At 55.8% G+C, this 25,289-nt stretch carries 21 protein-coding genes; all 21 read left to right on the top strand.

Features of this window, described 5'->3' with window-relative positions:
• Positions 1-191: 191 nt before the first annotated feature.
• The 21 genes from ACI7M0_RS19890 (at position 192) to rfbA (ending at position 25,281) form a co-directional block, all read left to right on the top strand.
• The gene (locus ACI7M0_RS19890; RefSeq protein WP_231114300.1) at positions 192-2,399 is read left to right on the top strand and encodes a bifunctional prephenate dehydrogenase/3-phosphoshikimate 1-carboxyvinyltransferase; all 2,208 of its coding nucleotides are present in this window, start codon (positions 192-194) and stop codon (positions 2,397-2,399) included.
• Positions 2,400-2,404: 5 nt separating this feature from the next.
• On the top strand, positions 2,405-3,082 hold the full coding sequence (gene cmk / locus ACI7M0_RS19885) for a (d)CMP kinase (RefSeq protein ID WP_003252672.1): 678 nt from the start codon (positions 2,405-2,407) through the stop codon (positions 3,080-3,082).
• A 124-nt stretch (positions 3,083-3,206) separates the two neighbouring features.
• Positions 3,207-4,883 carry a 30S ribosomal protein S1 gene (gene rpsA, locus ACI7M0_RS19880; RefSeq protein ID WP_003252673.1) on the top strand — a complete coding sequence of 559 codons (1,677 nt, stop codon included), beginning with the start codon at positions 3,207-3,209 and terminating at the stop codon, positions 4,881-4,883.
• A gap of 557 nt (positions 4,884-5,440) precedes the next feature.
• Positions 5,441-5,743: an integration host factor subunit beta gene (ihfB, locus tag ACI7M0_RS19875; RefSeq protein WP_010952810.1), complete on the top strand. Its 303-nt coding sequence runs from the start codon at positions 5,441-5,443 to the stop codon at positions 5,741-5,743.
• 19 nt (positions 5,744-5,762) lie between these two features.
• Positions 5,763-6,026: a lipopolysaccharide assembly protein LapA domain-containing protein gene (locus ACI7M0_RS19870; RefSeq protein ID WP_020192380.1), complete on the top strand. Its 264-nt coding sequence runs from the start codon at positions 5,763-5,765 to the stop codon at positions 6,024-6,026.
• Positions 6,027-6,128: 102 nt separating this feature from the next.
• Positions 6,129-7,562, top strand: coding sequence for an MBL fold metallo-hydrolase (locus ACI7M0_RS19865; protein ID WP_129932294.1), 1,434 nt, complete (start codon positions 6,129-6,131; stop codon positions 7,560-7,562).
• 397 nt (positions 7,563-7,959) lie between these two features.
• Positions 7,960-9,003 carry a Wzz/FepE/Etk N-terminal domain-containing protein gene (locus ACI7M0_RS19860; protein ID WP_129932293.1) on the top strand — a complete coding sequence of 348 codons (1,044 nt, stop codon included), beginning with the start codon at positions 7,960-7,962 and terminating at the stop codon, positions 9,001-9,003.
• Between the two features lie 48 nt (positions 9,004-9,051).
• On the top strand, positions 9,052-10,302 hold the full coding sequence (locus ACI7M0_RS19855) for a lipopolysaccharide biosynthesis protein (protein WP_129932292.1): 1,251 nt from the start codon (positions 9,052-9,054) through the stop codon (positions 10,300-10,302).
• Positions 10,303-10,350: 48 nt separating this feature from the next.
• Positions 10,351-11,352, top strand: coding sequence for a glycosyltransferase family 2 protein (locus ACI7M0_RS19850; protein WP_129932291.1), 1,002 nt, complete (start codon positions 10,351-10,353; stop codon positions 11,350-11,352).
• Positions 11,353-11,355: 3 nt separating this feature from the next.
• The gene (locus tag ACI7M0_RS19845) at positions 11,356-12,381 is read left to right on the top strand and encodes an EpsG family protein (protein ID WP_129932290.1); all 1,026 of its coding nucleotides are present in this window, start codon (positions 11,356-11,358) and stop codon (positions 12,379-12,381) included.
• 66 nt (positions 12,382-12,447) lie between these two features.
• Positions 12,448-13,659: a glycosyltransferase gene (locus ACI7M0_RS19840; protein ID WP_129932289.1), complete on the top strand. Its 1,212-nt coding sequence runs from the start codon at positions 12,448-12,450 to the stop codon at positions 13,657-13,659.
• A complete protein-coding gene (locus ACI7M0_RS19835) occupies positions 13,652-14,686 on the top strand; it encodes a polysaccharide biosynthesis protein (RefSeq protein WP_129932288.1) in 1,035 nt (344 codons plus the stop codon). The genes ACI7M0_RS19840 and ACI7M0_RS19835 overlap by 8 nt, the downstream gene beginning before the upstream one ends.
• Positions 14,687-14,690: 4 nt before the next feature.
• Positions 14,691-15,809, top strand: a complete 1,119-nt coding sequence (locus ACI7M0_RS19830) for an NAD-dependent epimerase/dehydratase family protein (RefSeq protein WP_129932287.1) — start codon at positions 14,691-14,693, stop codon at positions 15,807-15,809.
• Positions 15,810-15,831: 22 nt separating this feature from the next.
• The gene (wecB, locus tag ACI7M0_RS19825) at positions 15,832-16,962 is read left to right on the top strand and encodes a non-hydrolyzing UDP-N-acetylglucosamine 2-epimerase (protein ID WP_064614019.1); all 1,131 of its coding nucleotides are present in this window, start codon (positions 15,832-15,834) and stop codon (positions 16,960-16,962) included.
• A gap of 14 nt (positions 16,963-16,976) precedes the next feature.
• Positions 16,977-18,227 carry a glycosyltransferase family 4 protein gene (locus ACI7M0_RS19820; protein WP_129932286.1) on the top strand — a complete coding sequence of 417 codons (1,251 nt, stop codon included), beginning with the start codon at positions 16,977-16,979 and terminating at the stop codon, positions 18,225-18,227.
• Positions 18,227-19,192: an SDR family oxidoreductase gene (locus ACI7M0_RS19815; RefSeq protein WP_129932285.1), complete on the top strand. Its 966-nt coding sequence runs from the start codon at positions 18,227-18,229 to the stop codon at positions 19,190-19,192. The genes ACI7M0_RS19820 and ACI7M0_RS19815 overlap by 1 nt, the downstream gene beginning before the upstream one ends.
• Positions 19,189-20,199 (top strand): glycosyltransferase family 4 protein, encoded by a 1,011-nt coding sequence (locus tag ACI7M0_RS19810; RefSeq protein ID WP_129932284.1) that lies wholly within the window; start codon positions 19,189-19,191, stop codon positions 20,197-20,199. Before ACI7M0_RS19815 ends, ACI7M0_RS19810 begins: the two co-directional genes overlap by 4 nt.
• A gap of 64 nt (positions 20,200-20,263) precedes the next feature.
• Positions 20,264-22,261 carry a nucleoside-diphosphate sugar epimerase/dehydratase gene (locus tag ACI7M0_RS19805; protein ID WP_129932283.1) on the top strand — a complete coding sequence of 666 codons (1,998 nt, stop codon included), beginning with the start codon at positions 20,264-20,266 and terminating at the stop codon, positions 22,259-22,261.
• A 169-nt stretch (positions 22,262-22,430) separates the two neighbouring features.
• Positions 22,431-23,501, top strand: a complete 1,071-nt coding sequence (rfbB, locus tag ACI7M0_RS19800) for a dTDP-glucose 4,6-dehydratase (protein ID WP_104962345.1) — start codon at positions 22,431-22,433, stop codon at positions 23,499-23,501.
• Positions 23,498-24,403 carry a dTDP-4-dehydrorhamnose reductase gene (rfbD, locus tag ACI7M0_RS19795; RefSeq protein WP_019439159.1) on the top strand — a complete coding sequence of 302 codons (906 nt, stop codon included), beginning with the start codon at positions 23,498-23,500 and terminating at the stop codon, positions 24,401-24,403. Before rfbB ends, rfbD begins: the two co-directional genes overlap by 4 nt.
• The gene (gene rfbA, locus ACI7M0_RS19790; RefSeq protein ID WP_014592009.1) at positions 24,400-25,281 is read left to right on the top strand and encodes a glucose-1-phosphate thymidylyltransferase RfbA; all 882 of its coding nucleotides are present in this window, start codon (positions 24,400-24,402) and stop codon (positions 25,279-25,281) included. The genes rfbD and rfbA overlap by 4 nt, the downstream gene beginning before the upstream one ends.
• Positions 25,282-25,289 lie beyond the last annotated feature (8 nt).

Raw genomic sequence — 25,289 nt, 5'->3', positions numbered from 1 at the left:
GGCCTTGGGGCTGACTTGCAGCCCTTCGCGGGCATGCCCGCTCCCACAGTGAGCATGTGATGCCGATCTCTGTGGGAGCGGGCTAGCCCGCGAAGGGCCGCGCCGCGGCCCCAATGGCCCTCACAGGCTACCTAGATTTCTGAACAGGGTTCGCACCAGTGGTAAATGCAGCAAAAACCAAACCCGCGCCCATCATCGACCGCCTGGTCGTGGTCGGTCTAGGCCTGATCGGCGGCTCGTTCGCCAAGGGCCTGCGTGAAAGCGGCCTGTGCCGCGAAGTGGTCGGTGTCGACCTGGATGCCCCCTCGCGCAAGCAGGCCGTGGCCCTGGGCGTGGTCGACCGCTGCGAAGAAGACCTTGCCGCCGCTTGTGTGGGCGCCGATGTCATCCAGCTGGCCGTACCGATCCTGGCCATGGAAAAAGTCCTCGCGCGCCTGGCCCTGCTCGACCTGGGTGATGCGATCATCACCGACGTCGGTAGCGCCAAGGGCAACGTCGTGCGTGAGGCGCGTGCCGTCTTCGGTGCCCGCCTGCCGCGCTTCGTCCCGGGCCACCCCATCGCTGGTTCCGAGCAGAGCGGGGTAGAGGCGTCCAATGCCACCTTGTTCCGTCGGCACAAGGTCATCCTCACGCCGCTGGCCGAAACCGACCCCGCCGCGCTGGCCCTGGTTGACCGCCTGTGGCGTGCGCTGGACGCCGATGTGGAGCACATGTCGGTCGAGCGCCATGACGAAGTACTGGCCGCCACCAGCCATCTGCCACACCTGCTGGCCTTTGGCCTGGTCGACTCACTGGCCAAACGCAATGAAAACCTCGAGATCTTCCGGTACGCTGCGGGTGGGTTCCGCGATTTCACAAGAATCGCCGGCAGCGATCCGACCATGTGGCATGACATCTTCCTCGCCAACCGCGACGCTGTCCTGCGCACGCTTGATACATTTCGCAGTGATCTCGACGCCCTGCGCGACGCGATCGCTGAAGGGGATGGGCACCAGCTGCTGGGTGTATTCACCCGCGCACGGGTTGCCCGCGAGCATTTCAGTAAAATCCTGGCCCGCCGGGCCTATGTGGACGCTATGAACGCCAACGATCTGATTTTCCAGGCCCAACCGGGTGGCCGCCTGAACGGGCGGATCCGTGTACCGGGCGACAAGTCGATTTCCCATCGCTCGATCATGCTCGGCTCGCTGGCCGAAGGTACTACCGAGGTCGAAGGCTTCCTCGAAGGCGAAGATGCGCTGGCGACCCTGCAGGCATTCCGTGACATGGGTGTGGTCATCGAAGGCCCCAACCACGGTCGTGTGACCATTCACGGCGTGGGCCTGCATGGCCTGAAGCCGCCACCAGGGCCGCTGTACGTAGGTAACTCCGGTACTTCGATGCGCCTGCTGTCGGGCCTGTTGGCCGGTCAGCCGTTCGATGTCACCATGACCGGCGACGCCTCGCTGTCCAAGCGCCCGATGAACCGTGTGGCCAACCCGCTGCGCGAAATGGGTGCTGTGGTCGAGACCGGCCCGGACGGCCGCCCGCCGCTGACCATCCGCGGTGGCCACAAGCTCAAAGGGTTGACCTACACGCTGCCGATGGCTAGCGCCCAGGTCAAATCCTGCCTGCTGCTGGCCGGCCTGTACGCCGAAGGCAAGACCACTGTCACCGAGCCTGCGCCTACCCGTGACCACACCGAGCGCATGCTGCGCGGTTTTGGCTATTCGGTCGACAGCAATGGCCCGGTGGCCTCGCTGCAGTCCGGTGGCAAACTGACCGCTACGCGGATCGAAGTGCCGGCTGACATTTCCTCGGCAGCGTTCTTCCTGGTCGCAGCCTCTATCGCTGAAGGCTCCGAGCTGGTGCTGGAGCATGTCGGCATCAACCCGACCCGTACTGGCGTGATCGACATCCTGCGCCTGATGGGCGGCGACATCACCCTGGAAAACCAGCGTGAAGTGGGTGGCGAACCCGTGGCCGACCTGCGTGTGCGCGGTGCCAAGCTGAAGGGTATCGACATTCCTGAAGCGTTGGTGCCGCTGGCCATCGACGAATTCCCGGTCTTGTTCGTGGCCGCTGCCTGCGCTGAAGGGCGTACCGTGCTGCGTGGCGCCGAAGAGCTGCGGGTGAAGGAGTCCGATCGTATCCAGGTGATGGCCGATGGCCTCACCACCTTGGGCATCAAGTGCGAGCCGACCCCGGACGGCATCATCATCGACGGCGGCCAGATGGGCGGCGGCGAAGTGCATGGGCATGGTGACCACCGCATCGCCATGGCCTTCAGCGTGGCTTCGCTGCGCGCCAGTGCGCCGATTCGCATTCACGACTGCGCCAACGTCGCCACCTCGTTCCCCAACTTCCTGGCGCTGTGCGCCGAAGTGGGGATTCGCGTGGCAGAAGAGGGCAAGTCGTGAATTCAATGGCACCGGTTATCACCATCGACGGACCAAGCGGCTCGGGCAAGGGCACGGTCGCCGGGCTGATTGCCCGCGAGCTGGGCTGGAAGCTGCTGGACTCCGGCGCGCTGTATCGCTTGCTGGCATTCAATGCCAGCAACCACGGCGTCGACCTGACCAACGAAGAGCTGCTGACCAAGCTTGCCGCCCATCTGGATGTGCAGTTCATCGCTGCCGAGCCCGGTAAGCTACAACAGATCATCCTTGAGGGTGAGGACGTCAGCAACGTCATCCGTACCGAAACCGTCGGTGCCGGTGCATCGATGGTGGCCTCGCTGCCGGCAGTGCGTGATGCGCTGCTGGTCCGTCAGCGTGAGTTCCGCGAAGTGCCGGGGCTGATTGCTGACGGTCGCGACATGGGTACCGTGGTGTTCCCGGATGCGCCATTGAAGGTCTTCCTCACCGCCAGCGCGGAGGAGCGCGCACGTCGCCGCTACCTGCAGTTGAAGGGCAAGGGTGAAGATGTTAGTCTGTCGAGTCTGCTGGATGAGATTCGTGCGCGTGATGAACGTGACACCCAACGTGCAGTGGCCCCGCTGAAGCCAGCGGCCGATGCCATTCAGTTGGACTCTACCGAGTTGTCCATCGAGCAGGTGTTGCAACGTATCAGAAGCGAGATCGCCCAGCGCGACCTTATCTGATAGCCAGGAAAGCAGGCAGGGGCACCAGTCAACGTCCTGCCGGCTTTCCTTTACTTAAAACGAACCCACATTGTCTGGAATGTGGTTATGGGCGTCTGTTTCGCCCGAATCTACAGGAATTAAAATGAGCGAAAGCTTTGCAGAACTCTTTGAAGAAAGCCTGAAAACCCTCAATCTTCAGCCGGGTGCGATCATCACCGGTATCGTTGTCGACATCGACGGCGACTGGGTTACCGTACACGCTGGCCTGAAGTCCGAGGGCGTCATCCCGCTCGAGCAGTTCTACAACGAAGCTGGCGAGCTGACCATCAAGGTCGGTGACGAAGTTCACGTTGCGCTGGACGCGGTCGAAGACGGCTTTGGCGAAACCAAGCTGTCCCGTGAAAAAGCCAAGCGCGCCGAGTGCTGGATTGTTCTGGAAGCAGCTTTCGCCGCCGAAGAAGTGGTCAAGGGCGTTATCAACGGTAAGGTTAAGGGCGGCTTCACTGTCGACGTTAACGGCATCCGTGCGTTCCTGCCGGGCTCCCTGGTTGATGTCCGCCCAGTGCGCGACACCACCCACCTGGAAGGCAAAGAGCTGGAATTCAAGGTCATCAAGCTGGACCAGAAGCGCAACAACGTTGTCGTTTCCCGTCGCAGCGTGCTGGAAGCCGAGAACAGCGCCGAGCGCGAAGCCCTGCTGGAAACCCTGCAGGAAGGCCAGCAAGTCAAAGGTATCGTCAAGAACCTCACCGACTACGGCGCATTCGTGGACCTGGGCGGTATCGACGGCCTGCTGCACATCACCGACATGGCCTGGAAGCGCATCAAGCACCCATCGGAAATCGTTAACGTTGGCGACGAAGTCGACGTACGCGTTCTGAAGTTCGACCGTGAGCGCAACCGCGTTTCGCTGGGTCTGAAGCAGATGGGCGAAGATCCGTGGGTAGCTATCACTGCCCGTTACCCAGAAGGTACTCGCGTACAGGCTCGCGTTACCAACCTGACCGACTACGGCTGCTTCGCTGAGCTGGAAGAAGGCGTTGAAGGTCTGGTACACGTTTCCGAAATGGACTGGACCAACAAGAACATCCACCCGTCGAAAGTCGTTCAGGTTGGCGACGAAGTGGAAGTCATGGTTCTGGACATCGACGAAGAGCGTCGTCGTATCTCCCTGGGCATCAAGCAGTGCAAGTCCAACCCATGGGAAGACTTCTCCGGCCAGTTCAACAAGGGTGACAAGATCACCGGTACCATCAAGTCGATCACCGACTTCGGTATCTTCATTGGTCTGGACGGCGGCATCGACGGTCTGGTTCACCTGTCCGACATCTCCTGGAACGAAACCGGCGAAGAAGCCGTACGTCGTTTCAAGAAGGGCGACGAGCTGGAAACCGTCATCCTGTCGGTTGACCCAGAGCGCGAGCGCATCTCCCTGGGCATCAAGCAGCTGGAAGACGATCCGTTCTCCAACTTCGTTGCTGTCAATGACAAGGGCGCTATCGTCAAGGGCATCGTGAAAGAAGTTGATGCCAAAGGCGCCATCGTCACCCTGGCCGACGACATCGAAGCCACTCTGAAAGCTTCCGAAATCAGCCGTGACCGCGTTGAAGACGCGCGTAACGTTCTGAAAGAAGGCGAAGAGATCGAAGCCAAGATCATCAGCGTTGACCGCAAGTCCCGCGTTATCAGCCTGTCGATCAAATCGAAAGACGACGCTGAAGAGCGCGAAGCTATCCAGAGCCTGAAAAACGCTCCGGAAGCTGCTGCCGACACCACCATGGCTGCGCTGCTGCGCGAAGCAATGGCCAAGCAGAACTGAGTTCTGTTTGATCGGTAAAAAGGGCGACCCTCGGGTCGCCCTTTTTTTTGCTCCGCAACCAGGTGGCGCGGCGGATGGCACTGCTGGAACACGCCAGCTTCAGGCTGGCGAAGCCCGTTGTAGGAGCGGGTTCACCCGCGAATCAGGCAGCGCGGTGGATGGCACCGGCTTCGCCGGTGTTCGCGGGTAAACCCGCTCCTACGCCGATGGCGCTGGATCACACTCGCCTCAGGCCGACACGCCCCGTTGTAGGAGCGGGCTTGCCCGCGAATCAGGCGGCGCGGTGGATGGCACCGGCTTCGCCGGTGTTCGCGGGTAAACCCGCTCCTACACCGATGGCGCTGGATCACACTCGCCTCAGGCCGACACGCCCCGTTGTAGGAGCGGGCTTGCCCGCGAATCAGGCAGCGCTGGCCTGCCTGAGTGGTAGACCATTCTTGAATTACTTCAATCTTGAATTTTTTTATTAAGTCAAGATCCACCCTGTTCAAATCCTTCCCAGCGTGCTACAAACTGGTTAAGCAATGATCTAGCTGCTTGATAACGAAGGGAAAAATATGACGAAGTCGGAGCTGATCGAACGTATTGTCACCCATCAGGGGCTGCTCTCGTCCAAGGATGTGGAGCTGGCCATCAAGACCATGCTTGAGCAGATGTCACAATGCCTGGCTACCGGCGATCGCATCGAGATCCGCGGTTTTGGCAGCTTCTCGCTGCACTATCGCGCCCCTCGCGTAGGCCGTAACCCGAAGACCGGCCAGTCGGTCAGCCTCGAAGGCAAGTTCGTGCCGCACTTCAAGCCCGGCAAAGAGTTGCGTGACCGGGTCAATGAAGACGAGCACGAAGAGGCCCACACCTGATTCCACAAGGAGCAATCTGATGCGTAACCTCAAGCGCGCCCTGGCGGCGGTGTTCGTGCTGCTATTGGCGGCTGTGGTGTTGTTCTTCGTGCTGGAGAACCAGCAAACCGTGTCATTGGTCCTGTTCGGTTGGGCTGCACCCGCCATGCCGGTTGCTGTCCTGGTATTGGCTGCCTTGGTCATTGGCCTGGCAGTCGGGCCGTTGCTGGGGGCCTACGGCGTGCTGCGCAGCAAGCGCAAGATCAGGGCTTCTGCTCGTCAGGCGGCATTGAACGGCAACTAAGGAAATTTCCTACACCTACTAAAGAAAGGTTCACCTATGCATGCGTCGGTCGTCATGGAGTAATAGTCCACTTCATTTTCGGTCCAGGCGAGTGTGCGCAGCATGGAATATCCCAGCCTTTCCCATCACGGTGGTACCCGGGGTGTCACCGGGTCCTGTCACCAGCTGCACCTCGGCCCATCCACCAGTTTGCTAGTCGACTGCGGGCTGGAACAGGGAAGTGATGCGCCGCCCGGTGCAGAATCCGCCCCCCTCGGTTTTGATATCCAGGGTATTCAGGCCCTGGTCATCACCCATGTCCATCTCGACCATGTTGGGCGCATCCCTGCGCTGCTGGCAGCGGGTTACCGTGGCCCTATCCTGTGCAGCGAGCCTTCGGCCCGGCTGCTGCCGCTGGTGCTGGAAGACGCCTACAAGCTGAGCATCAGCAGCGAGCCTGCGCAGGTGGCGCGCTATCTCGATTTCATCCGTGACCTTATCGTGCCGCTGCCCTTCGAGCAGTGGCACACGGTGGTTGAGTGCCCTGGTCTTGCCTGTCGTATTCGCCTGCAGCGTGCAGGGCATCTGCTGGGTTCCGCTTATGTCGAGTGCGATATGCAGCATGAGCAAACCAACAGCCGGTACGTGTTTTCTGGCGATCTGGGCGCTTGTGGCAACCCGCTGCTGCGCCCGGTGCAGCCCCCGGAGCGTGCTGACGTGCTGGTGCTGGAAAGCACCTACGGCGACCGCCTGCACCCGCAGGCAGACGACCGCCGTCAGCGGCTGGAAGACGCCATCGACCGAGCCCTCGCCGACAAGGGCACCCTCCTGATTCCTGCATTCAGTCTTGGTCGCACGCAGGAGCTGTTGTACGAGCTGGAAGACATTCTGCACCGCAAAGCCCTGCTGAACACTACCGGTCCGGCTCCGGACGGTGAGCCAATCGACTGGTCACAGTTGCCCATCATCCTCGATTCGCCCTTGGCTCAGCGCATCACCCGCGTGTACCGGGAGCTGCACGAATACTGGAATGCTGAAGCCAGGGCGCGTGTAGCAGCCGGGCGCGATCCGCTCGGCTTCAGCCAACTGATCTGTGTGGACACCCATGCCCGCCACCAGCAGGTGGTCAATTACCTCAAGAGCACCGGGCGACCGGCGATCGTGATTGCCGGCAATGGCATGTGTTCGGGTGGGCGCATCGTCAATTACCTCAAGGCCATGCTGGGGGATCCGCGGCATGAGGTGATGTTTGTGGGGTACCAGGCTAAGGGGACTCCGGGGGCGGTGATACAGGCTAGCGAAGGAGCGCAAGGCTTTGTGCAGGTTGACCTGGATGGGCGGATGTATGACGTACGGCTTAAGATCATGACTATCGCTGGCTTTGCAGGGCATGCAGATCAGCTTGGGCTCGTGCGCTTCGCTTTGCAGGGGCAGTCACCTGCGAGACGAGTGTTACTTGTTCATGGTGAGGCAAGGGCCAAGCGGCAACTACTACAGTCATTGCGCGGCAGCGCTGCTGCTTCGAGCGTCGCATTGGAAGTTGGTATACCAAAATAGCAGGACAGACTAATGACAATTTTCTCTGGAACTTTTAGAGCCAAGCGATCTCTACTTCAACCCTAAACGAACGTCCTGGAAAACGGGTTACCAGATTTTATATTGATTGTATAGTCAAAATCCAAAGCCTTTCAATTGATATTTATTCGCATTTGTATGGAGGTGCATTGCCGTCACTCTTGCTATTGCTTTCGTATGGGATATCCTAGCGCTGAAGAGCCTGCTGGTATGAGGAGTGCCTCGAGCAGCACTTTTTGGGTAGTAAAATTTCCCCCCCCCCTGCGGATGCTGTTCGACATCCGTTGTGTTTATTTACCCCTCGTTTTTTTGGTTGCTGGCTAGGTGGTTGGGGAGGGGCGAATGCAGCAGTGCAAGTGAAAACAAGGAAAACAATCGAATGGCTAGCGAGCGATATCGTGGTGGCGAGGAAGTTGATCTAAGCGAGCTATTCAAAAGCTTGTTAGAACAAAAGGTTTTGATATTCGGATTAACGATCGCATTATTGTTGTTGGCAGTAATTTATGCTTTTACGCGCCAGCCTATTTATCAGGCTGATCTTGCAATCGTTGCGCCTTCTCATAACGATATTTCTGCCATTAATTATGGGCGCGGTGACGCAGTTGGCCTGCCGTTAATTTCCGTTAGGGAAGTATATGATTTATATGCGCGATTGCTGTATTCGGAAAATGCGCGACGTCAAGTGTTTGAAGAAATCTATCTTCCCTCGCTTCCTGGAAGCGAAAAAACGATGTCTCAGAATGTGATGTTCAGACAATTTTCTCGCTCGTTTGTAATTAGCAAAGCAGGTGATGATTCGGCTGCGCGCTATGTGGTCAGCGTCTCTCATTCTGAGCCCGCGGTAGCGGTTAAGTGGGCAGATGCACTGGCGGATACCGCCGCTGAAATGACCAAGAACGAGTTGGTGAAAAATGCCGTTTCAGATGCTTCCTTGCGTGCCGTCATGTTGGATAGAGAAATCTCTGGCAAACGTGAGGTGGCGCGCAAGGAACGGGAGGATCGGCTTAGTAAGTTGAGAGAGGCGCTGGCAATTGCCTTGGCTGTGGGCTTAAAGAAGCCTCCTATCATTACGGGGAGTGCTTCGGAGTTATCGGCGCGAATGGATGGAGATCTCGCATATATGCGTGGTAGTGATGCTATTCAGGCCGAAATAGATAACATGGAGAAGCGTAACTCGGACGACCCATATATTGATAACTTGCGTCAGCTTGAAGAGCGTATGGCATTTTATCGAAACTTTAATGTGAGCGAGGATGCCTTTCGTGTTTATCGGCGAGATGGCGTGCTTGCATTGCCCGATCAACCCATTAAGCCAAGAAAGTTGTTGATTGTATTGGGTGGGCTCTTGCTGGGGTTAGGTCTGGGAATATTCATTGCGCTGATTCGGTTTTTCGTGCGTGGAAAGAAAGAGCGATTCGCTTAACGAATGGCTTGGCTCAGGTGCTGGCTGATGTGGTAAAAGGGGCGTAAATTGAACTTGAGTCAGGTTAAAATACTTTATAAAAACAACCTGAAAGTGGTTAGTAATTACCTGCATATGACGGCATTGCAGGTCATGAACTCTTTCTTTTACCTCCTCATCTATCCCTATGTTATTCACCGGCTTGGGGTAGAAAATTTTGGGTTGTATGTATTTGCATCCGGTGTTGCCATGTATTTCATGGTGCTAGTGAATTTCGGCTTCGATATTCATGCAGCAAAGCTAGTATCGCTTGAGCAAGATAATAAGCTCGGGCATGGCAGCCTGATGGCTCGCGTGTTGTTGGCCAAAAGTTGGTTAGTCTGTGTTGCTACGGCAATATTCTTGCTGTTGATGATGGTTTTCGAGTTTATGCGTGAGCATTGGCAGGTGTTTGTCCTGGCCTATGCCAATGTATTGTCCAGTGTGCTTCTGCCGCAGTGGTACTTCCATGGCATGCAGAAGATGAAGGTGTTGACGACTATTCAGCTGATGTTGAAGCTGTTGTCGTTGCCGTTAATCTTTCTGCTAGTTACCCAAGAAGGGGACGTGGTGTTTTACACTGCGATTACTGTCGGGGTCAACGTGCTTGCCAGCCTACTGGCATTTCTAGTTGCAAGTCGGGGGTGCGAGCGCCCTGCGTTTCCGGCTGGTAAGGAGGTAATGGCATTGTTGTTGGAAGTGCAGCCGTTTTTCTGGTCTACAGCGGCCAACACATTTAAGCAGAAAAGTATTGAAATTATTATTGGTAGTCTCTTCGGTATGCGAGAGGTTGCGATCTATGACCTTGCGAACAAGATTTTTTCGGTGCCGAGCCTGTTGGCGTCAAATATTAATGCGGCATTGTTCCCAGCTCTGATTCGCAGTGCGCGACGTGAATTGATTAGCAAGATCATAAAGATTGAGCTTGGCGTAGGCCTGCTGTGCATATTGTCGGTTGTGGTTGGTGGGTATTGGGTGGTGGCGTTTATAGCGCCGCCAGGCATGGAGCAAGCATATTACCTATCGATCCTGCTCAGCATCAGTATCTTGACCTACCTCATTGTCGGTAGTCATATTTATTTTATCTATGTGCCAAACCAGTGTTATAGTCTAGTGCTAAAAAATCAGATCGTTTCGATCATCTCGTTCTATTGCTTTTGTGCGCTTTACTTGAGCGTCCATTGGGATATAAGTTCTGTTGTGCTCGGTTTGGTGAGCTCAGCCATGCTTGAGATAGCATACAGCTACAGTCTTGTAAAAAAAGTGCCTGAATATCAATAGGTTGTCTGGATTTGACGCCCGGTCAAGAAGTGAAAGGTAGGCGATTTTATGGAAAGATTCGACGTCCCGGTGGCTTTGTTCTTGTTCAAGCGCATCGACAAACCCCTGGAAATCATCAAGCAGCTTGCCAAAATCGCTCCTGCGCGTCTTTACCTGCTCTCTGATGGTGGGCGAACCGACGACGAGCGGAGTCAGGTAGCTGAGTGTCGTGACGCGATTGAGCGCGCCATTACCTGGGAGTGCGAAGTCGTAAAAAAATATGAGGCTCAGAACGTAGGTGTTTACGAAAATATTGCTGGCGGCGCAAAGTGGGTGCTGCAGCGAGAGCCGTTTGCCATTTTTTTGGAAGACGATAATTTTCCGGAGATTACCTTTTTTCAGTTCTGCAAAGAGCTATTAAAAAGATACGAGAACGATACTCGAGTCTTGTGGATCTGCGGCACGAACTATCTAAAGACGTATGCGCCGCAAGATGGCTCCAGTTATGTATTTACCAAGAACATGATGCCATGTGGTTGGGCATCATGGGCGAGTAAGTTCATACCCTTCTATGACGGTGAGCTTGCCCTGTGGCAAGACCCCTATGTGCGTGATCGTATTCGTAAGGAATATGTATACGAGAAGCTCTACTATCAGGATCGGTACAATGTTGAGTATGAATTGGATGCTAAAGCCAAGACTGGACGGTTCTATTCATGGGACTACCAAATGAGTTTTTCCATTCGTGCCCACAATTTGTACGGCATTGTTCCGGCATACAATCAGATTACCAATATTGGAGTAGATAATCATTCGACGCACGGTGGCACATCAATGGAGGATGTAATGACCGAGCGATTCTGCGGTTTACCAACACGGCCAATGGAATTTCCGTTAAGGCATCCGAAGGCATTGTTGATTGATGATGCCTTTGAGGTTGCCGTTGCCAAAATTATTCTCCATCCGAAGTTTTTCTCCGCAAAATCAAGACTTTCGCGCGCTGTTAGAAAACTGCTTGGTATTCGTAAGACAGAAAGTATTCTTGGTTACTTAAAGAGCAAGTTAGCCTAAGCCATGGCGACGATACAGAGCAGGTATCTCTCGATTATTTTGTCCGTCCCAGTGTTCCTGCTGATGTGGGCGCTGTACGGGTGGAATACTTGGAATGGCGATCGTGAAGGTTATGAGTTGTATTATAATACGCGTGTTACCCTGGCTAGTTGGGGTAAGGAAGTTGGATATGGCTATCTCAATATACTAGCGAAGCAGGCGGGAATAACATTTGGTCAGTTCCAGGTAGCCCTCTCACTGGTGACGCTGCTGCTTGTATATCGCTACGTCCTGAAAAAAGCTATTGCACCCGTGGCATCAATGCTGGCTTATTTTGTTTGCTTCTTCGCGTTAGATTTTGTTTTGATGCGGAATTTTCTGGCTTTTGCCATATGTTTACAGGCGATGTTGTATTTGTATGAAGGGGGCTGGCGGGGCCGCCTGGCCTACGCGTTGCTGATTTTGCTGGCGACCAGTATCCATCAGTCTTCGCTTGTTTACATGGTATTCGTGGTAGTGCCTCTGGGGCGGGTGCTACCGTTGGCACGCCTTATTTCTTTCTACTGCATTTTTATATCTGCTTACGTGATGGTTCGTTATTTTGTAACGCTTCCAGATTCAATAGCTGCGCACTTTAGCTATTACGCTACTTCATTGAAAAGTTCGCTTTTCAATTCGGCTGTTCATTTGTTTTCGGTGTTGTCTTTGATGGTCGTGGCGCTGGGGGAGCGGAAGTATCTGTTGCGTGGTATAGCGGCTGATGAGCGTGATAGAGAGTTGGTTTTTATTTGTAATGTCAATTGTTTGTCGCTGCTTTTTATTCCCCTGTATTTTGAGTCAGAGATTTTTATCCGGTTACTCCGTTTTGTACTTTTCTTCAATTTATTGCATTGCGTTAACGCGTTGTTTATATGGAGGAGAAGTTATTTCATTATCTTGTGTTATTTGTCGTTCTTGATGCTCTACCTCGTCTTGTTCTTTTTGGTCCCCGTGGCTGAATATTCAGTTATACCGCTGTTTAAGAATAATGCGCTGTTAGGGCTGGGTTGATGGGGCATATATAGTGGAGCAGACTCTGGTGGGTGCAAGGATAGACGTTCAGGTTGAGGCGAATTTATGAGAGTAGTGTTTCTGGGGGGCGTATTCACAGATACTGACCGTGAGTCAATTGTCAGCTATTCGCAGGGTAGCATTCAGTTTGCGGCAGACACGTTGCAGAAAAACTATATCCGTGGTTTCAGCGAGTGTCCTGAGATCAGCGGGATAACGGTGGTCAATCTTCCGTTTATAGGTGCGTACCCGCGAAGGTATAAGGAAATGTTCTATTCGCCCGCAGTCGCGCTAGAACAGATGAATGGGGCCACCGTCAAAAATAAGTCCTTTTTCAACCTGACGATCATCAAGAACCTGCACAAGGTGATGGTTGCCTATCGTGGCATACAAGACAGCCTGCCAAAAGGCGGAGGGGAGCGCACGTTACTGGTCTGTTATTCGATGCACCTTCCGTTTCTTCTTGCGTGCAGGTTGATCCGTGCAACGCGTAAGGATGTGGATTTTTGCGTGATTGTGCCGGACCTTCCAGAGTATATGGCAGTTCGCTCCGGCCTGACTAAACTTGTCTTTCAGGGTTTGGCACGCATTTCATACCGAATTGTCAATGGAGCCGACAGCGTCGTCGCAATCACTGATGCGATGCTTGACGTATTTTCTCCAAAACTCAAAAAGGTTGTTGTTGAAGGTATAGCAGACAGTGATTATGTCAATCGCCCGACTTCGTCCGTGCGCAAGCCCTATTTCTTGTATAGCGGTACCTTGGACAGACGGTATGGTATTCGCAAGCTGCTGGATGCATTCCTTGCATCCAATGTTGAGAATTACGAGCTTTATATTTGTGGTGATGGCGATGATCGTGCCAATGTGGAAAGAGTTTCTGCAGCCAATTGTAGAGTGAGATACCTGGGGCAGCTGGACAGAAATGCTGTTCTGAAGTTGCAACGTGAAGCGACGCTGCTGATTAATCCGCGTGATAATGAGTCGGCGTTCACTAAGTACTCGTTTCCATCAAAGATAATTGAGTACATGTCTTCTGGTGTGCCGGTCATGATGTATGCGCTTGACGGTATACCTAAAGAATATTATCGTTTTTGCTACCTGGTTCCACCCGGTCCAGAGGGGCTGAAAGAGATGATAGCCAAGGTGGCCTCGTTCGATGTCGATGAGCTCAGCGAGATGGGGTTGTTGGCAAAAAAATTTGTTGCAGATCATAAAATGCCCAGTGCTCAGATCGCTAAGGTGCTGGATGCCATAAAAGGGAAAACCTATGTTTGAAGGCAAGAAATTACTCATTACCGGCGGAACCGGATCGTTTGGCAATGCTGTTCTCAAGCGTTTTCTGGATACTGATATTGCAGAAATCCGCATTTTCAGTCGGGACGAAAAGAAACAGGATGACATGCGCAAGCGATATGCCAACTCTAAGCTGAAGTTTTATATCGGCGATGTGCGTGATTACCAGAGCCTTTTGAACGCGACGAGAGGTGTTGATTATATCTTTCATGCGGCCGCGCTGAAGCAGGTTCCATCCTGCGAATTCCACCCTATGGAGGCGGTCAAAACCAATGTGATTGGTACCGAGAACCTTCTGGAGGCAGCTATTCAGAACGAAGTGCGTCGGGTTGTTTGCCTGAGTACTGACAAGGCTGTCTACCCGATCAACGCCATGGGTATTTCCAAGGCGATGATGGAAAAGGTGATGGTTGCAAAATCACGTAACGTCGATGAGAAAAAGACTGTGATTTGCGGTACTCGCTACGGCAATGTGATGGCTTCTCGCGGTTCGGTCATCCCTCTGTTCATCGAGCAGATTCGTGCCGGTCAGGCCCTGACACTGACTGACCCTAACATGACGCGATTCATGATGACCTTGTCCGACGCCGTCGACCTGGTGCTGTATGCCTTTGAGCACGGTAACAACGGCGACTTGTTTGTGCAGAAAGCGCCTGCAGCCACCATCGAAGTGCTGGCCAAGGCGCTGACCGAACTGGTTGGCAAGCCGCAGCACCCGATCAATGTCATCGGTACCCGTCATGGCGAAAAACTCTACGAAGCCCTGCTGAGCCGGGAAGAACTGGTATGTGCCGAGGACATGGGGGATTACTACCGTGTGCCGCCAGATCTGCGTGACTTGAACTATGCGAAGTTTGTGGAAGAGGGCGAGACCCGTCTCTCAATTACCGAGGACTATAACTCCCACAACACCCAGCGGCTTGATGTTGCAGGGATGCAGCAACTGCTGCGTAAACTCGAATTCATTCGCGCCATCGAACGCGGCGAGCATGCCACCCCGGAGGAGTGAAGCGATGAAAGTACTGGTCACTGGGGCAAATGGATTCGTAGGGCGCAACCTGCTGGTGCACCTTGGCGAGCGCAAGGATATCGAGGTAGTGCTTTTCACTCGGGAGCATGCCCTTGAGTCGCTGCCCGAAAAGGTTCGTGATGTGGACTTTGTATTCCATCTGGCGGGCATAAACCGACCAAAAGACCCCGAGGAATTCAAGGTGGGCAACGCTGACCTGACCTTGGAACTGTGCCGGGCGATCAAGGCAACTGGGCGGCAGATTCCTGTCCTCTATACTTCGTCGAGCCAGGCTGAGCTGGATAACGCCTATGGTGCCAGCAAGCGTGGCGCCGAAGAGGCTCTGTCCGAGTTACAGTCGCAGCATGGCTCGGCCGTGCATCTGTTCCGCCTGCCTAACGTGTTTGGCAAGTGGGCACGGCCGAACTATAACTCGGCTGTGGCAACGTTTTGCCACAACATCGTGCATGGCTTGGAAATCACCATCAATGACCCTCATGCGCTTATCAACCTCGTTTACATCGATGATGTAATCAAAGCATTTGTCCAGGTGCTAGATGGAGTGAAGTCCGGCACGCCGTTTGCTCAGGTAGAGCCGCAGTACAGCATCACGGTGGGGGAACTGGCAGACATGCTACGTACCTTCCGCGACAGCCGTGCGAGCATGGTCACGGAGGCAGTGGGTACCGGCTTGATACGAGCCCTGTATTCGACCTACCTGAGCTACGTCCCCCCCGAGAGTTTCACCTATAAGGTGCCCAAGCATGGCGACCCGCGAGGCGTGTTTGTCGAAATGCTAAAAACCAAGGACAGTGGCCAGTTTTCCTACTTCACCGCGCACCCGGGCATCACCCGAGGCGGCCATTACCACCACACAAAGACAGAAAAATTTTTGGTGATCAAAGGTAAGGCGTGTTTTCGCTTCCGTCATGTGGTGTCAGGGGCGTTCCACGAACTGTTCACCTCTGGCGAAGAGCCGGAGATTGTCGAGACTGTCCCAGGTTGGACCCACGACATCACCAACATCGGTGATGACGAGATGATCGTCATGCTTTGGGCCAACGAAATTTTCGACCGTGAGAATCCTGATACCTACGCTCGGCCAGTAGGCACCGAAGCCTGAACGGGCCCGAGAGGATGAACTGATGAAAAAACTGAAAGTTGTCACTGTTGTCGGCACCCGCCCGGAGATCATCCGGCTATCGCGCGTGATTGCGCGCCTGGATGAATACTGCGAGCATATTCTGGTTCACACCGGCCAGAATTATGACTACGAGCTTAATGAAATCTTCTTCCAGGACTTGGGTATCCGCAAACCTGATCATTTCCTGAACGCTGCAGGCGCGAGTGGGGCTGAAACCATCGGTAATGTGATCATCGCGGTGGACAAAGTGCTGGCTGAGGTCAAGCCGGAGGCCTTGTTGGTCCTTGGCGACACCAACAGCTGCATGGCTGTGTTGCCCGCCAAGCGCCGGAAGATCCCGACCTTTCACATGGAGGCGGGCAATCGCTGCTTCGACATGCGTGTTCCGGAAGAAATCAACCGCCGCATCGTAGACCATACCGCTGATATAAATCTCACCTACAGCACCATCGCCCGAGATTACTTGCTGCGCGAAGGTCTGCCAGCCGATCAGATCGTCAAAACCGGCAGCCCTATGTTCGAAGTCCTTGAGCACTATCGCATAGGTATCGAGGCATCGGACGTTCTGCAACGCCTTGGATTAGAGTCGGGTAAATTCTTTGTCGTGAGTGCTCACCGCGAAGAGAACATCGATTCCGACAAGAATTTTCTCAAGCTGGTGGATGTACTAAATACCGTGGCGGCAGAGTTCGAGCTGCCGGTAATCGTCTCTACCCACCCACGTACGCAGAAACGAGTTGATGCCATGGGTATCAATTTCCACGCCAACGTGCGTTTGCTGAAACCGCTAGGGTTCAAGGATTACAACAAGCTGCAGTCTGAAGCCCGCGCCGTGCTTTCTGACAGCGGCACAATCAACGAAGAAGCTTCTATTCTAAACTTCCCCGCATTGAACATTCGCGAGGCGCACGAGCGGCCTGAAGGGATGGAAGAGGCTGCGGCGATGATGGTAGGTCTTGAGGTAGAGCGTGTACTGCAAGGCTTGGGCATCCTCGAACGGCAGGCGCGAGGCGCTAAACGCGACCTGCGTCTGGTTTACGATTACAGCATGCCAAATGTTTCCGACAAGGTTGTGCGAATTTTGCACAGCTATACCGACTACGTGAATCGCGTAGTATGGAAGCGCTACTGAACCGGAAGCTATCGATGCCTGCTGAAAAAATGCGTGTACTGGTTGTAACGCAGTACTTCTGGCCGGAAAACATGCGGATCAATGATATGGTCCGCGACTTCACTGCCAGGGGTCATGAAGTGACGGTACTGACAGGGCTCCCCAACTATCCAGAGGGGCGTGTTTTCCGAGACTATAAAGCCAACCCAGAAGCCTACTCATTCTACGAGGGGGCGCAGGTTGTTCGTGTGCCGCTGGTACCCCGTGGCACACGTAGTGTGCAACTGGTGCTCAACTATCTCTCGTTCTGCGTGCTCGCATCTTTGATGGGGGCATTTAAGTTGCGCGGGCGCAAGTTCGATGCTGTCTTCGTCTATGCCGTTTCTCCCATTCTCGCGGCCATACCCGCTGTTATAATCGGGCGGTTGAAACGTGCTCCGGTATTTGTCTGGGTTCTCGACCTGTGGCCGGAGACATTGCGCGCGGTTAACGTCATCCACGACCAACGATTGCTGGGCTTGGTGGGCAAGGCGGTATCGTGGATATACAACCGCACTGACTATCTGCTTTTGCAGTCCCGTGGCTTTTTCGACAACGTGCGTCGGTATTGCACACGGAATATCGAGGACGACCGGTTGGTATACTTCCCCAGTTGGGCTGAAGACGACTTTTCGGCCTCGATGGACAAGCCCTGTACGCTCATAGCTCAGGACAACTCGGTATTTACGGTCGTCTTTGCTGGCAACATCGGTGAAGCGCAAGATTTTCCGGCTGTCCTTGACGCCGCGCAGGCGTTACGCGGTGAGGTTCCTGTTCGCTGGGTCATCGTCGGGGACGGTCGCATGAGCGCTTGGCTGGCCGATGAGGTACGCAATCGCGGTCTGGACAACGTGCATTTGTTGGGGCGCCATCCTCTTGATGCCATGCCGCCCCTATTTGCCCAAGCTGACGCCTTGTTGGTTTCCTTACGCACCAACGACGTATTCGAACAGACCATACCTGGCAAGGTGCAGGCCTATCTGGCTTCTGGTAGGCCGGTACTGGGCATGATTAATGGTGAGGCTGCTCGGGTCATCAACGAGTCTGGTGCAGGTTATGCCTGTGCATCTGGCGATGGCGAAGCGTTAGCAGTCATTACGCGAAAGATGGCCAAGCTTGCACCTGAGCAGCGCCAGGCAATGGGGGATAGCGGTCGGCGCTTTTATGAACAGGAATTCGCTCGCCATGTGCTGCTGACACGTCTTGAGCAGTTGTTTAGCAGTGCCACCTTACGAAGGACAACCTGATGAACCACCGTGTATTTCTCACCGGAGCCAGTGGCTTCGTGGGCAGTGCCGTATTGCAAAGGCTGTTGGCCGATGGCATGCCCATCGTGGCTACGATTCGTGGCAGCAGTTCTCCCCTACCGCCCGCGGTAGAGGCGGTGCCCTTCGATTCGTTTGAAGAAGCATGTCAGTGGGGCGAAGCGCTGCTCGGCTGCGATACGGTGATTCATTGTGCAGCTCGTGTTCATGTGATGAATGATACCGAGGCCGACCCGCTTGCTGCATTTCGCAAGGTCAACGTGCAGGGCACCATGAACCTTGCCCGGCAAGCAGTCGCAGCAGGAGTAAAGCGCTTCGTTTTTGTCAGCTCGATCAAGGTCAATGGCGAGGAGACTGCACTCGGGCAACCCTATACCGCGCACGACCGCCCACAACCTCAAGACCCATATGGTATCTCGAAGATGGAGGCGGAGGCCGAATTGTGGGCATTGGCGAAAGCGTCCGGGCTGGAGGTCGTAATCATACGGCCGGTGCTGGTGTATGGCCCTGGAGTCAAAGCAAACTTCCAGGCCATGATGCGTTGGTTGAGTAAGGGGGTGCCATTGCCGTTTGGGGCCATTGACAATCGACGTAGCCTGGTAGCACTCGACAATCTGGTTGACCTTATCACGATCTGCATTGACCACCCAGCGGCCGCAAACCAGGTTTTTCTGGTAAGTGACGGAGAGGACCTTTCCACCACTGCACTTCTGCGCCGTATGGCCCAAGCATTGGGCGCACCGGCGCGGTTGCTACCCGTACCAAGCTGGATACTCAGTGGTGGCGCCAAACTGTTGGGTCGGACGGCGCTTTCCAAAAGGCTATGTGGGTCATTGCAAGTGGATATCGAAAAAACGCGTAAGGTACTCGGTTGGCAACCTCCGGTGAGTGTCGATGCGGCGCTCAGGACGACTGCCCAACATTTTCAGGAATCGTCGAACAAATGATGCTTTGGTGGCTTCTACCCGCAGTGCTGTTGTGCTCGTTAGCCATGACCGGCACATTGAGACGTTATGCTTTGGCCAAGAACATTATCGATGTCCCCAATGCCCGAAGCTCACATTCAATCCCCACGCCCCGTGGCGGTGGAGTGTCGATTGTCGTCGCGTTTCTGGCCGCATTGGCAGTGATGGCATTCCAACCCGGAGGGCAGACTGACGCGTTGGTTGCGCTGGGCGGGGCGGGGGCGGTGATCGCCGCGCTTGGTTTTATGGACGACCATGGGCATATCGCCGCTCGTTGGCGGTTGCTGGGGCACTTTGCTGCGGCCATCTGGATTCTGTTCTGGCTGGGTGGGTTGCCCGTACTGCAGGTGTTCGGTTGGTCGCTCGACCTTGGGTGGGCCGGAGCAGTATTGGCTGCGATATACCTGGTCTGGCTGCTCAACCTGTACAACTTCATGGATGGTATTGATGGCATTGCGAGTGTCGAGGCAATCACCGTTTGCCTGGGTGCCAGTCTGCTTTACTGGTTGAGTGGGCAGGGGAGTATGACGGCACTGCCGCTCCTGCTGGCCGCGGCTGTGGCGGGCTTTTTGTTCTGGAACTTCCCGCCCGCAAAAATCTTCATGGGTGATGCAGGCAGTGGTTTCCTTGGAATTATCCTGGGGGGGCTGTCCCTACAAGCAGCGTGGCTGTCTTCCCAGCTGTTCTGGTGCTGGCTGATCTTGTTGGGGGTCTTCATTGTCGACGCCAGCTATACGTTGGTTCGCCGTTTGTTGCGCGGAGACAAGGTTTATGAAGCTCATCGCAGTCATGCTTATCAGTTTGCATCTCGTCGTCACGGCAGGCACCTGCCGGTAACCTTGGCGGTCACCGCATTGAATCTGTTCTGGCTGCTGCCGGTCGCGCTGTGCGTTTTGTTGTTGGGTCTAGACGGTGTACTAGGGCTGATCGTTGCCTACGTACCTCTGGCGCTGATTGCAGTTTATTACCGCGCGGGTAGCCTGGAATAGCTGTTGTACAGCGGAAGTGTCGAAGAATCGGTTAATACAATCAGAAAAAGAACTCTGGGAGCCTATGAACAAAGTACGCAAAAAACTGCTCGGTTTACCGCGTAGACAGAAGCGTCTGTTGCAGGTGCTGACAGATGTAGTGCTGGTATGGGTTGCACTTTGGATGGCATTTGTGGTGCGTTTGGGCATCGACGACATGGCCAACCCCTTGATTGACCATACCTGGTTGTTCCTTTGCGCGCCTGTGGTTTCCATCCCTCTGTTTATCCGCTTTGGTTTGTATCGCGCCGTCATGCGCTACTTCGGCAACGACGCTCTGATTGCCATCATCAAGGCCGTTACGCTGTCCGCGCTGCTTCTGGGGTTCATCATTTATTGGGCCAGTAACCACCAGAACGTCGTGCCACGCTCAATCACCTTCAACTACTGGTGGCTCAGCCTGATCATGATCGGCGGGCTGCGTCTGGCCATGCGCCAGTACTTCCTGGGCGACTGGTTTGCCGCAGCCGCGCAACATGTACCGTTCGCCCAACGTGACGATGGCCTGCCCAAAGTCGCCATCTATGGTGCAGGTGCCGCCGGTAACCAGCTGGTGGCTGCCTTGCGCATGGACCGGGCCATGCGCCCTGTGGCGTTCATCGATGACGATCCCAGTATCAGTGATCGCGTGATTGCAGGGCTGCAGGTCTACCGTCCAGAGCAACTTGACCAGATGATCAACGTGACGGGCGCCCAGGAAATTCTGCTGGCCATCCCTTCATCGACGCGCACCCGTCGCAGGGAGATTCTCAACTTCCTGGAAGGCTATCCGCTCCATGTTCGCAGTGTGCCGGGCATCATGGACTTGGCCAGCGGCCGGGTGAAAGTCGATGATATTCAGGAGGTCGACATTGGCGACTTGCTGGGGCGGGATACAGTGCCTGCCCAGGCTGACCTCCTGGAGCGCTGCATTACCGAGCAAACGGTGTTGGTGACCGGGGCTGGTGGTTCCATTGGTTCAGAGCTTTGCCGGCAGATTTTGGGGCAGACGCCCAAGTACTTGCTGCTTTTCGATCACAGTGAATTCAACCTCTACAGCATCCTCTCCGAGTTGGAGCAGCGTGTTGCCCGTGAATCCCTTACGGTCAGCCTGGTACCCATCCTGGGCTCGGTGCGCAACCAGTCCCAGCTTCTGGACATCATGCGCACCTGGCACGTCGACACTGTCTATCACGCAGCCGCCTATAAGCACGTGCCGATGGTGGAGCACAACATCACCGAAGGCCTGATGAATAATGTCATCGGCACACTGCACACTGCCCAGGCCGCGTTGCAGGCCGGGGTTGCCAACTTCGTGCTGATTTCCACCGACAAGGCCGTGCGCCCGACCAATGTGATGGGCAGCACCAAGCGCTTGGCCGAGATGACCCTGCAGGCGCTGAGCCGCGAAGTGGCGCCGGTGCTGTTTGGCGACAGCAGCAACGTTTCGCAGGTGAACAAGACCCGCTTCACCATGGTGCGCTTCGGTAACGTGCTGGGGTCATCGGGGTCGGTGATTCCGCTGTTCCACAAGCAGATCAAGGCGGGCGGCCCGCTTACCGTCACCCACCCCAAGATCACCCGCTACTTCATGACCATTCCCGAGGCCGCGCAGCTGGTAATTCAGGCCGGCTCCATGGGCAAGGGGGGCGATGTGTTCGTGCTGGACATGGGCGAGCCGGTGAAAATTGTGGAACTGGCCGAGAAGATGATTCACCTGTCTGGCTTCAGTGTGCGCTCCGAGCGTAACCCGATGGGTGATATTGCCATTGAGTTCACCGGGTTGCGTCCGGGTGAAAAGCTGTATGAAGAGTTGCTGATCGGCGATAACGTCATTGCGACCCGTCACCCGATGATCATGAGTGCCAACGAAGACTTCCTGCCCTGGGATACGCTCAAGGAGTTCCTGCGGCAGCTGATGGCGGCAGCGGCGGTTGATGACTTTGTGCGGGTACGGCAGTTGCTGCGTGAAACCGTGAGCGGCTATTCGCCGGAAGGCGAGATTGTCGACTGGATTTACCAGCAGCGGCGCCTGGAGCCTTGACCTTGCTTTGCAGGTAAACCTGCTTCCACAGGGCCGCAGCGCGGCCCCTGTATCTCCGCCATTCCAGCCTGAATATCACGTTGCCATCGTCTTCGCTCTCGAATCAACCGCCGACAGGCTAGAATCCTGAAAGTGGAAGCGCAGACCCTGACAACGGAAGCAGACAAACATGACCATTCTGGTAACCGGCGGTGCAGGCTTTATCGGGGCGAACTTCGTTTTGGACTGGCTGGCCGGCGATGACGAACCCGTGGTCAACCTGGACAAACTCACCTATGCAGGCAACCTGCAGACCCTGAGCAGCCTGCAGGGCGACAAGCGCCATATCTTCGTGCACGGCGACATTGCCGATAGCCGGCTGGTCGCGGAATTACTCAATGCCCATCAGCCCCGCGCCATCATCAACTTTGCCGCCGAGTCTCACGTCGACCGCTCGATCCATGGCCCGCAAGCCTTCATCGAAACCAACGTCGTCGGCACGTTCCAGTTGCTGGAAGCCGCGCGTGCATACTGGGGCGGCCTTGATGAGCCGGCGCGGCAGGCATTCCGCTTCCTGCATGTGTCTACCGACGAAGTGTATGGCTCTCTGACTGCCGACGAACCGGCTTTCACTGAAACCCACCAGTACCAGCCTAACAGCCCGTACTCGGCCAGCAAGGCTGCCAGCGACCACTTGGTGCGTTCGTACTACCACACCTACGGCCTGCCGGTGCTGACCACCAATTGCTCGAACAATTACGGCCCTTATCACTTCCCGGAAAAGCTCATCCCGCTGATGATCGTCAACGCCCTGGCCGGCAAGCCGCTGCCGGTATATGGCGACGGTCAGCAGATTCGCGACTGGTTGTACGTAAAGGACCACTGCAGCGCCATCCGCCGCGTACTGGAGGCCGGCAAAGCTGGTGAGGTGTACAACGTCGGCGGTTGGAATGAAAAGCCCAACCTGGACATCGTCAACCGCGTATGCGCGCTGCTGGACGAACTGCGCCCACGCGCCGACGGCAAGCCCTACGCCGAACAGATCACCTATGTAAGCGACCGTCCAGGTCACGACCGCCGTTATGCCATCGATGCCCGCAAGCTGGAGCAGGAGCTTGGCTGGAAGCCTGCGGAAACGTTCGAAACCGGCATCCGCAAAACCGTGGCCTGGTACCTCGACAACCAGGACTGGGTGCAGAACGTGCAGTCTGGCAGTTACCGCGACTGGGTAGAAAAAAACTACGCAGGGCGTTCTGCATGAAGGTGCTGCTGCTGGGTAAGGACGGTCAGGTAGGATGGGAACTGCAACGCAGCCTGGCCCCACTGGGGCAGTTGCTGGCGCTGAACGCTCGCAGCCAGGCGTACTGTGGCGACCTGGCCAACTTGCCGGGCCTGGCCGAAACTGTCCGTGTCTATGCCCCCGATGTCATCGTCAATGCGGCGGCCTACACTGCCGTGGACAAGGCCGAGAGTGACCGTGAGCAAGCCTTCAAGGTAAACGCCGACGCCGTCGGCGTGCTGGCCCGCGCTGCCGCCGAATGTGGCGCGCTACTGGTACATTACTCCACCGACTATGTGTTCCCGGGGCAGGGCACCCAGCCTTGGCGCGAAGACGATGCCGTTGACCCATTGAATACCTATGGCGCCAGCAAGCTGGCCGGCGAGCAAGCGATCCAGGCTGCCGGTTGCCAGCACCTGATCTTCCGCACCTGCTGGGTGTATGCCGCACGCGGCAACAATTTCGCCAAAACCATGCTGCGCCTGGCTGCGGAGCGTGACAGCCTGGGCGTGATCGATGACCAGCACGGTGCCCCGACGGGTGCAGAACTGATCGCCGACATCACCGCCCACGCCATTGTCGCCACGCGCCGCAACCCATCCCTGGCTGGCCTGTACCACCTGGCCGCTGAGGGTGAAACCACCTGGTGCGGCTATGCCCGTTACGTACTGGAGCAAGCGGCGGTCCATGGCGTGCCGCTGAAAGCTCATGCCGAGAACGTCACCCCCTTGACCACAGAGGCTTACCCGACGGCGGCCATGCGGCCGGCCAACTCGCGTCTCGATACCCATAAACTGCAGAAGGCCTTTGCCCTGACCCTGCCAGACTGGCGCCTGGGTGTGGCTCGCATGCTGACGGAAATCCACGAGAAAGGACCACTATGAAGCGTAAAGGCATCATTCTGGCGGGTGGGTCGGGTACCCGCCTGCACCCGGCGACCCTGGCAATTTCCAAGCAACTGCTGCCGGTGTACGACAAGCCGATGATCTATTACCCGCTGACCACACTGATGCTGGCGGGCATTCATGACATCCTGATCATCTCCACCCCGCAAGACACCCCGCGCTTCGAGCAGCTGCTGGGCAACGGCCACCGCTGGGGCATCAACATCACCTACGCCGTGCAGCCATCTCCGGACGGCCTGGCCCAGGCGTTTCTAATTGGCGAAGACTTCCTCGGCAACGCCCCCACCGCGCTGGTGCTGGGTGACAACATCTATTACGGCCACGACTTCCAGCAGTTGCTGCGCAACGCGATGGACCGCCAGGGCAGCGCCAGTGTGTTCGCCTATCACGTGCAAGACCCCGAGCGTTATGGCGTGGTCGAATTCGACGGGCAAGGTAATGCCATCAGCCTGGAAGAGAAACCGGCCAAACCCAAGTCCAACTATGCCGTGACCGGGTTGTACTTCTACGACAACGACGTGATCGAGATTGCCAAAAGCATTCGGCCATCCGCGCGTGGTGAGCTGGAGATTACCGACGTGAACCGCGCGTACCTGGAGCAGCACCGTTTGTCGGTAGAGATCATGGGGCGCGGGTATGCCTGGCTGGATACCGGGACGCATGACTCGTTGCTCGAGGCAAGTGGGTATATCGCGACGATCGAGCGGCGGCAAGGGCTGAAGGTGGCCTGCCCCGAAGAGGTGGCATTCCGGCAGGGGTGGATCGATGCCCAACAGTTGGAAACGCTGGCAGCACCGCTGGCCAAGACCGGTTATGGCCAGTATCTGCTGCGTTTGATTCAAGGCACGGTTTATTGAGGTAACAA

This window comes from Pseudomonas sp. 10(2024) (assembly GCF_045164175.1).
GTDB classification, from domain to species: domain Bacteria; phylum Pseudomonadota; class Gammaproteobacteria; order Pseudomonadales; family Pseudomonadaceae; genus Aquipseudomonas; species Aquipseudomonas alloputida.
Note: the sequence above shows the minus strand (reverse complement) of the source record. Positions and strands in the feature narration are given on the sequence as shown.

Bases quoted from the DNA above. Each gene is read 5' to 3' on its own strand.
- cmk (WP_003252672.1), top strand. From the start codon at position 2,405: ATGGCACCGGTTATCACCATCGACGGACCAAGCGGCTCGGGCAAGGGC.
- rpsA (WP_003252673.1), top strand. From the start codon at position 3,207: ATGAGCGAAAGCTTTGCAGAACTCTTTGAAGAAAGCCTGAAAACCCTC.
- ihfB (WP_010952810.1), top strand. From the start codon at position 5,441: ATGACGAAGTCGGAGCTGATCGAACGTATTGTCACCCATCAGGGGCTG.
- ACI7M0_RS19870 (WP_020192380.1), top strand. From the start codon at position 5,763: ATGCGTAACCTCAAGCGCGCCCTGGCGGCGGTGTTCGTGCTGCTATTG.
- ACI7M0_RS19865 (WP_129932294.1), top strand. From the start codon at position 6,129: ATGGAATATCCCAGCCTTTCCCATCACGGTGGTACCCGGGGTGTCACC.
- ACI7M0_RS19860 (WP_129932293.1), top strand. From the start codon at position 7,960: ATGGCTAGCGAGCGATATCGTGGTGGCGAGGAAGTTGATCTAAGCGAG.
- ACI7M0_RS19850 (WP_129932291.1), top strand. From the start codon at position 10,351: ATGGAAAGATTCGACGTCCCGGTGGCTTTGTTCTTGTTCAAGCGCATC.
- ACI7M0_RS19845 (WP_129932290.1), top strand. From the start codon at position 11,356: ATGGCGACGATACAGAGCAGGTATCTCTCGATTATTTTGTCCGTCCCA.
- ACI7M0_RS19840 (WP_129932289.1), top strand. From the start codon at position 12,448: ATGAGAGTAGTGTTTCTGGGGGGCGTATTCACAGATACTGACCGTGAG.
- ACI7M0_RS19835 (WP_129932288.1), top strand. From the start codon at position 13,652: ATGTTTGAAGGCAAGAAATTACTCATTACCGGCGGAACCGGATCGTTT.
- ACI7M0_RS19830 (WP_129932287.1), top strand. From the start codon at position 14,691: ATGAAAGTACTGGTCACTGGGGCAAATGGATTCGTAGGGCGCAACCTG.
- wecB (WP_064614019.1), top strand. From the start codon at position 15,832: ATGAAAAAACTGAAAGTTGTCACTGTTGTCGGCACCCGCCCGGAGATC.
- ACI7M0_RS19820 (WP_129932286.1), top strand. From the start codon at position 16,977: ATGCCTGCTGAAAAAATGCGTGTACTGGTTGTAACGCAGTACTTCTGG.
- ACI7M0_RS19815 (WP_129932285.1), top strand. From the start codon at position 18,227: ATGAACCACCGTGTATTTCTCACCGGAGCCAGTGGCTTCGTGGGCAGT.
- ACI7M0_RS19810 (WP_129932284.1), top strand. From the start codon at position 19,189: ATGATGCTTTGGTGGCTTCTACCCGCAGTGCTGTTGTGCTCGTTAGCC.
- ACI7M0_RS19805 (WP_129932283.1), top strand. From the start codon at position 20,264: ATGAACAAAGTACGCAAAAAACTGCTCGGTTTACCGCGTAGACAGAAG.
- rfbB (WP_104962345.1), top strand. From the start codon at position 22,431: ATGACCATTCTGGTAACCGGCGGTGCAGGCTTTATCGGGGCGAACTTC.
- rfbD (WP_019439159.1), top strand. From the start codon at position 23,498: ATGAAGGTGCTGCTGCTGGGTAAGGACGGTCAGGTAGGATGGGAACTG.
- rfbA (WP_014592009.1), top strand. From the start codon at position 24,400: ATGAAGCGTAAAGGCATCATTCTGGCGGGTGGGTCGGGTACCCGCCTG.